This is a genomic window from Mesorhizobium sp. M2C.T.Ca.TU.002.02.1.1, from assembly GCF_003997225.1.
In genome coordinates, this window is record NZ_RZTO01000277.1 from 1 (window position 1) to 7049 (window position 7049).

The 7049-nt window shown below is 64.1% G+C and carries 7 protein-coding genes; all 7 read right to left on the reverse strand.

Features of this window, described 5'->3' with window-relative positions; all coding sequences use genetic code 11:
• Positions 1–1106 (reverse strand): ferric reductase-like transmembrane domain-containing protein (locus EOD07_RS16380; RefSeq protein ID WP_127236207.1); only part of this gene is annotated, 1106 nt, incomplete at its 3' end.
• Between the two features lie 164 nt (positions 1107–1270).
• Entirely contained in the window at positions 1271–1462 is a 192-nt protein-coding gene (locus tag EOD07_RS16385) for a hypothetical protein (protein ID WP_127236208.1), read from the reverse strand.
• Positions 1459–2541 carry a calcium:proton antiporter gene (locus tag EOD07_RS16390; protein WP_245470174.1) on the reverse strand — a complete coding sequence of 361 codons (1083 nt, stop codon included), beginning with the start codon at positions 2539–2541 and terminating at the stop codon, positions 1459–1461. Before EOD07_RS16390 ends, EOD07_RS16385 begins: the two co-directional genes overlap by 4 nt.
• 118 nt (positions 2542–2659) lie before the next feature.
• Complete coding sequence (locus EOD07_RS16395) at positions 2660–3283, reverse strand: poly-gamma-glutamate hydrolase family protein (RefSeq protein WP_127236210.1); 624 nt, start codon at positions 3281–3283, stop codon at positions 2660–2662.
• Between the two features lie 9 nt (positions 3284–3292).
• A complete protein-coding gene (locus tag EOD07_RS16400; protein ID WP_127236211.1) occupies positions 3293–5059 on the reverse strand; it encodes an AMP-binding protein in 1767 nt (588 codons plus the stop codon).
• 73 nt (positions 5060–5132) lie between these two features.
• Positions 5133–5831 (reverse strand): ATP phosphoribosyltransferase, encoded by a 699-nt coding sequence (hisG, locus tag EOD07_RS16405; RefSeq protein WP_127236212.1) that lies wholly within the window; start codon positions 5829–5831, stop codon positions 5133–5135.
• Positions 5828–6949: an ATP phosphoribosyltransferase regulatory subunit gene (locus EOD07_RS16410; RefSeq protein WP_127236213.1), complete on the reverse strand. Its 1122-nt coding sequence runs from the start codon at positions 6947–6949 to the stop codon at positions 5828–5830. The genes hisG and EOD07_RS16410 overlap by 4 nt, the downstream gene beginning before the upstream one ends.
• Between the last annotated feature and the right edge of the window lie 100 nt (positions 6950–7049).

A 7049-nucleotide genomic window follows, 5' to 3' on the forward strand; every position in this document is an offset into this window, starting at 1 on the left:
TCATAGTCCGCTGTCGTATGAAACAGGTCGATCGACGGTAATGACTGATCCCGCTTTGCCTGCCGCCCCAGCGCAATATGCTTCATGCCGGCAATAAAGGGCGTGATGCCGATGCCACCGCCGATCCAGATTTGCCGGGGCTGGCCGTTTTCGAAGTCGAAACAGCCATATGGCCCTTCGATCTTCACGTGCTGCCCGATGCGCAGCTTGTGGCGCAGCCGGCTGGTGTGATCTCCCAATTCCTTGGTGACAAACGTGATCTTGCGATCTCTGTCGTTCCAGCCGGAGGCGATGGTGTAGGGATGCGCGCCTTCGGAGCTGTCCGATGTCGCGAAGGCGAATTGCCCTGGCTTGTGACCCGGCCACCCTTGCGGCACCTCGATCTCGGTCTCAAGAGCTCGCACGCCGGGATAATAGTGAAGCGAGGTGATCGTGCCCTGCACCTTCCGTCCGGCGCCCACGCGGCGGAGCAGCACGATCGCCGCCACATAGGTGCCAGCCACCAGGAGCAGCGCCATTGCCACGCCAATCGGCGAAGTCCAGTACCTGAACTCGGTCAGCACGACCGCGTGGAACACCAGCACGAGATAAGCGATCGCGAGAAGACGATGCGTCTTGTAGAAGAGCCGGTAGGGAAAATACCTTATCAACGCCAATGCGATCAGCAGCACGGCAGCATAGAAGGCCCATTCGCCCACCCCTTCCGCCGAACCGCGCAAGCTCATGAAGAACGCCTCGACCGGGTTTTCCACCGTGGGCCTTTCGCCGCGTGCCGGACGCTCGAGCAAGCCCCATCCCATCGCCCATTTCGGCCCTTGGCTCCAAAGCCAATGAGCCACGGAGACGATCAGGGCCGTGATGCCCAGCCACTTGTGCAGACGGTACATCTTGTCCATCCCGCCGAACCAGCGTTCCGGCCAGCGCGGTCGCAGCGCCAGGACCATCGCGACGCTCATCACGCCGATCGCGATGACGCCGCTGTATTGGACCATCGCGTCGCGCAGGGCCATGAAGCTTTCCGGCTGGAATGCCGAAGGTTCGGCTGCCAGCCATAGAATGCTCAGCAGCGCTAGCAGGCCCCAGAATACGATTTTGATGTGCCGCATTGGCTTCCCTGGAAGGTCAAGGCTTGTATCCAGCGCGGCGCCGCGCGGGCGTCATTGACATCGATCAAGCGCCGCCACGTTTTGTGCCGCGGCGTTCCGTGGTTTTGAGGCGGGGAGAAAGGAGGCGGCCACCTTGGCGCCTCGGCGCCAGATCGCACCGCCCCTCACGCCGTCTTCTGCACCGCCAGCTCCAGTTCCTCCGCCATTGCCTCGCGCATCAAAACTTTCTGCGGCTTGTCGGTCACTCGGCAACCGGATGCGGGAGCGCCCGCTGCCCGATAGAGAATTGGATGACGGCATGTCCCGGCCTCGCGGTCGTCTCCACCCTCTTCATCCGACCCGGCAAGAGCTTTCACGGTACGAATATCAGAAAGACGTATGTAAAAAACACCACGATATGGACCATGCCCGTCAGGAACGTCGTTCTTTCGGTACCGAAGCTTACGGTGCAAATGAAAAGCGCCAGCACCAGAAGCACCGCATCGGACGCCGGAAGCCCCAGGGTCAGTCCCCTGCCCGTCAGCAGGCTGGCGGCCGCGACCGCCGGTATCGTCAAACCGATCGTGGCGCAGGCCGAGCCCATCGCGACATTCAGGCTTCGCTGCAGCTCATTCTTGAACGAGGCGCGGATTGCCGAGATGGCCTCCGGCATCAAGACCAGCGCCGCGATCAACGCCCCCACGATGCTGTCGGCCTGGGTTACTTGATAGGCGGCGAGCGCATCCTCCACGCTTGCAGCGACCTGCTCGGCGAGCAGGACAATGCCGATGAGGCCGCTCAACAGCAGCAGGGCGCTGACGGAAATGCTTTGGTGGGAGGCGGTTCGCATGGGCGCTTCGTGCGCCTGTCCCTGGACGAAATCCTCCCGGTGCCGGACGGTCTGGGCGAACACGAAGCTCGCATAGAGCAGCACCGAAAGGACGCTTACGAACCCAAGCTGAGCCGCCGAAAACGTGCCGGGATCCGTGGCCCGGGTGTAGGTCGGTAGAATAAGCGTCATCACGGTCAGCGCGATCAGAACCGACAGGTAGGCGCTGGTCCCTTGCCGGACGATCGCCTGCTTGCGATAGCGCCAGCCGCCAAGCGTGAGGCAGATGCCGACAACGCCGGTGGAGGTGATCATCACCGTCGAGAAGACGGACTCGCGCGCCAGCGTCGGGTTGTTTGCTCCGTGCAGCATCATGGAGACGATGATCGACACTTCGATCGCCGTCACAGCAAAGGTCAGCACCAATGTTCCGTAAGGCTCGCCCACGCGCCGGGCGAGCGCCTCGGCATGGTCGAGCACCACGAAAATGGTGATGAACATGATGGCGCTCGACAGCGCCCCAACGATTATCCTGACGTTCAGCGACCCTTCGTCGACCGAAATGCCGCTGGCCCTTACCGCGAGAGCCATCGCCAGCGCGGCCAATGGCATCGTGTAGGACGTCACCGAGCGCCCGTAACCAGTCATTCAAGCCCCCCAAACGTCATGCGTTTCCCGCGAACTTAGAGGAAAAGCGAGTGGGGAGCACCTCTGACGGGCAATCTTTGCCCGCCAAGTCAGTCAGTCAGAACATGATTGGGGACCGGGCACCGCTTCCGGCGTCGAATGCATCAATGGCCTCGCGAACCGCCCCGCAGAATCTTTCCAGCAGTTCCGGCTCGTTCCCCAGTCGGCGGCGCAGCGAGAAGGGCACTTCCAGTTGTGCGCCCTTCCCCGTCAGCCCCCGGTTGACGATGTTCGAATCCTGGATACCCGGAAAAGGATGGTTATCCTTTTTTGTCTGGAAGCCGGCCTCCTGCAAACGCCGGACTATCTCTGAAACCAACACGGCGTCCTTACCGCCCATATAGACTGTCGCAAGATCGTCCCGATCCTGACGGCCATGGATAGCGACGACAGTGGACTTTGTCCGCAGCAGTTCCAGCGCGGTTGCCTCGTCAAAATTCCTGGAGGTTATGTGCAGCTCCCGGTTGCTTTCCGGCATAAGCCCTTCAAAGCAATACATATCGAGATCGTTCCCCGCTATCGTCTCGGTGATCAGCGAGGTGCGGGGCTCGATCTTGCCGCCGTGTGGGGCCATGACGATCGCACCGCCGGTTCCCGCGCCGCGCCGGACGACTATGCGATAATCTATGTTTTCGATCTTGGCGGCTTTCAGCGCCGCGAAATTTGGAAACTCGTTGTCCATAAATGCCGTTTACGCCGTCTTCTGCGCCACCAGCCCTAATTCCTCCACCATCGCCGCGCGCATCAGGAATTTCTGCGGCTTGCCGGTCACTGTCATCGGCAGCTCCGTGCGGAAGCGGACGTAGCGCGGCACCTTGTAGTGCGCGATCTGGCCGGCGCAGAAGGCCTTGATCTCCTGCTCCGTCGCTATCTGGCCGGGCTTGAGCACGATCCAGGCGCAGAGCTCCTCGCCGTATTTGGCGTCCGGAATGCCGAAGACCTGTACTTCCTTGATCTTGGGATGACGATAGAGGAATTCCTCGACCTCGCGCGGGTAGACGTTCTCGCCGCCGCGGATGACCATGTCCTTCACCCGGCCGACGATGTTGCAATAGCCCTCGGCGTCGATCGTCGCGAGATCGCCGGTGTGCATCCAGCCGTCGGCGTCGATCGCCTCGCGGGTCTTGTCGGCGTCGTCCCAATAGCCCTTCATCACCGAATAGCCGCGCGTGCAGAGCTCGCCCGGCTCGCCAACCGCCACGGTGGCGCCGTCGGCCGCGATCGCCTTGACCTCGACATGCGGGTGGATGCGGCCGACGGTCGAGACGCGCTTTTCCAGCGGATCGTCGACGCTGCTCTGGAAGGAGACGGGGCTGGTCTCGGTCATGCCATAGGCGATGGTCACCTGGCTCATGTTCATCAGCGACACCACCTTCTTCATCACCTCGATCGGGCATGGCGAGCCGGCCATGATGCCGGTGCGCAGGCTGGAGAGATCGAAGCTGGCGAAATCCGCGTGGTCGAGCATGGCGACGAACATGGTCGGCACGCCGTAGAGGCCGGTGCAACGCTCCTGCGCGACCGCCTTCAGCGTCGCGCCGGCGTCAAAACCTTCGCCCGGGAAGACCATGGTCGCGCCCTTCGACACGCAGCCCATCGTGCCCATCGACATGCCGAAACAGTGATAGAGCGGCACGGGGATGCAGAGCCGGTCGTCGACGGTGAGTTTTATGGCCGAGGTGACGAAATTGCCGTTGTTGACGATATTGGAATGCGTGAGCGTCGCGCCCTTTGGCGCTCCCGTGGTCCCGGACGTGAATTGGATGTTGATGGCGTCGCCGGGCTTCAGGCTCTCGGTGATGCGGTCGAGCTTGTCGTAGTCGTCGCGCGCGGCGGTGGCCAGCACGTCGCCGAAATTGAACATGCCGGGCGAATTGTCGTCGCCCATGCGGATGACGATTTCCAGCGAAGGCAGTTTTTTCGCCTTCAGCTTGCCGGGTTCGGCGGTGGCGAGTTCCGGCGCCAGTGTCTCGATCATGCCGAGGTAGTCGGACGCCTTGAATTGGGCGGCGGTCACGAGTGCCTTGCACCCGACCTTGTTGAGGGCAAATTCGAGCTCGGTCAGCCGGTAAGCCGGGTTGATGTTGACCAGGATCAGGCCGATGCGCGCGGTGGCGAACTGCGTCACCAGCCATTCCCAGCGGTTCGGCGACCAGATGCCGACGCGGTCGCCCTTTTCCAGGCCGAGCGCCAGGAAGCCGGCGGCCAGGGCGTCGACAGCATCCGACAGCTCGCTCCAGGTGAAGCGCTTGTCCTGGCCGGCGAAGACGGCGGCGTCGAGCGTGGCATATCTGCTCACCGTTTCGGAAAACAATTCAGGGATGGTCTTGTCGAGCAGCGGCGCCGAGCGATCGCCCGATACATGCGCCTTGCCGCCCAGCGGAGCGATGAAGGTGCCGCCGGCGCCGCGCCCGCGCAGATTGGTGGCGTTCATGAGCTCGTCGAGTTTGATCGCCATCGCCGTCTCCTCCCGGGATAAGCCAGCCTATCAGCCTGTCGGGGCAGAGGAAACCCGCCGAAGGTAGAGGTGGCTAAGCGACCAGCGCGGCCATTTTCGCGGCGATTTCCCGCAGCCCGGCCTCGTCCGCCGCCTCGCGCTGCTTCCTTGAAGCCACCAGACAGGCCTGCGACTTCAGGATCGTGCCGTCGCCCAGCACCTTGAGGTGGTTGGCGCGCAGCGTCGAGCCGGTGGTGGTGATGTCGACGATGACGTCGGCAAGGCCGGCCGCCGGCGCGCCTTCGGTGGCGCCGAGGCTTTCGACGATGCGGTAGACCTGGATGCCGTGCTTGAGCGAAAAGAACTGCTGCGTCAGCCGCCAGTATTTGGTGGCGATCCTGAGCCGCCGACCGTGGCGCTGGCGGAAATCGGCAGCGACGTCGTCGAGATCGGTCATAGTATCGACATCGAGCCAGATGTCGGGCACCGCCACCACGACATCGGCATGGCCGAAGCCGAGGCGAGCGACGATCTCGGCGCGCGCTTCCCAGTCGGCGAGGTTGTCGCGCAAGAGGTCCTCGCCGGTGATGCCGAGATCGACCGCGCCCTGGCCGATCTCGCCGGCGATCTCGGACGCGGACAGGAAGGCCACCTCGACATTGTCGAGGCCATCGATGCGGGCGCGGTATTTGCGGTCGTCCTCAGGCAAGGCGACAGCCAGGCCGGCTTTGGCCAGCACTTCCAGCGACTGCTCCTTGAGACGGCCTTTCGAGGGGATCGCCAGCGTGATCATTTCGCGCTCTCCCGCAGGGCTTCGATGCGGTCGAGCCAGACCGAAAAGCCGACGCCCGGAATTGGCTTCTTGGCGCCGAGCAGCGTCAGCAGCCGGTCGTAGCGGCCGCCGCCGACCAGCGGGCGGTCGCCGTCACCCGCGGCAATCTCAAAGACCAGGCCAGTGTAATAGTCGAGCGGGCGGCCGAAGGCGGCGTCGTAGCGGATTTGCGCTGCGGACAGGCCATGCGCCTCGATCGCCCTGGCGCGGGCGGCGAAATTCTCCAGCGCCGGTCCCAGCGACAGGCCGGCATCGGCGGCGAATTTTTCCAGCGCCGCGGTCGCGCCGTCGAGCGCGACGTCGATCCCGAGAAACCCCTTGAGCGCCGAGAAGGCGTCGTCGGACAGCCGCACGCTGCGCAGTTGCGCCTTCTCGATCAGCCGGCGCGCGATGTCGGCCGGGGCGCGGCCGGACGATGCCGACAACCCGGCTTCCTCCATGCCCTCGGCAATATGCGCGGCAAGGCCTTCCGCATCGCCGTCGAGCGCCAACAGGGCGACCGGACCGGAGAGCTGGCTGTTGCGCGGCGGGTTGGCGAGATCGGCAAGGGCCGCTTCCAGCATGGGCGCCGAGCCGAAGGCGCGGGCAAGGCGCATACGCCAGCCGCGCGGCAGGCCGAGTGCCGCCAGCACCGCCTCGAACAGGGTCTGATCGCCGAGCGTGATGGCGAGCTTGCGTCCAGGCAGCACAAGCGAGAGCAACGCATGCGCGTCGGCCAGCGAGCGGGCGTCGGCGGCGGCCGTGTCGCGATCGCCGAGATCCTCGATGCCGGCCTGGAAGAACTCGTTGCCGCCGTCGCGGCGCTGGCGGAAGACTTCGCCGAGATAAGAGTAGCGGCGCGGCGTTCCGGCCTGGCTGGCGATGTGGTCGAGGCAGACGGGAATTGTGAATTCGGGCCGGAGGCACAGCGTCTTGCCGGTCTCGCTTTCGGTCAGGAAGATGCGGCGGCGCAGGTCCTCCCCCGCCATGTCGAGGAAGGGGTCCGCCGGCTGCAATATGGCGACCTCGACGGCGTGCGTGTTGCGCGTGGCGAAGAGGTTGGTGATGTCGGTGGAGATGGCGGGGGTGCGGGAGGTCAACTTGCTGACCTCAGTGCTGCACGACCCTCTGGTCCCAAACCAGAGGCGCCAACGCGGCCTCTACTTGCCACGCGCCCTCTCCTCAGCCTGCGCCGCCAAT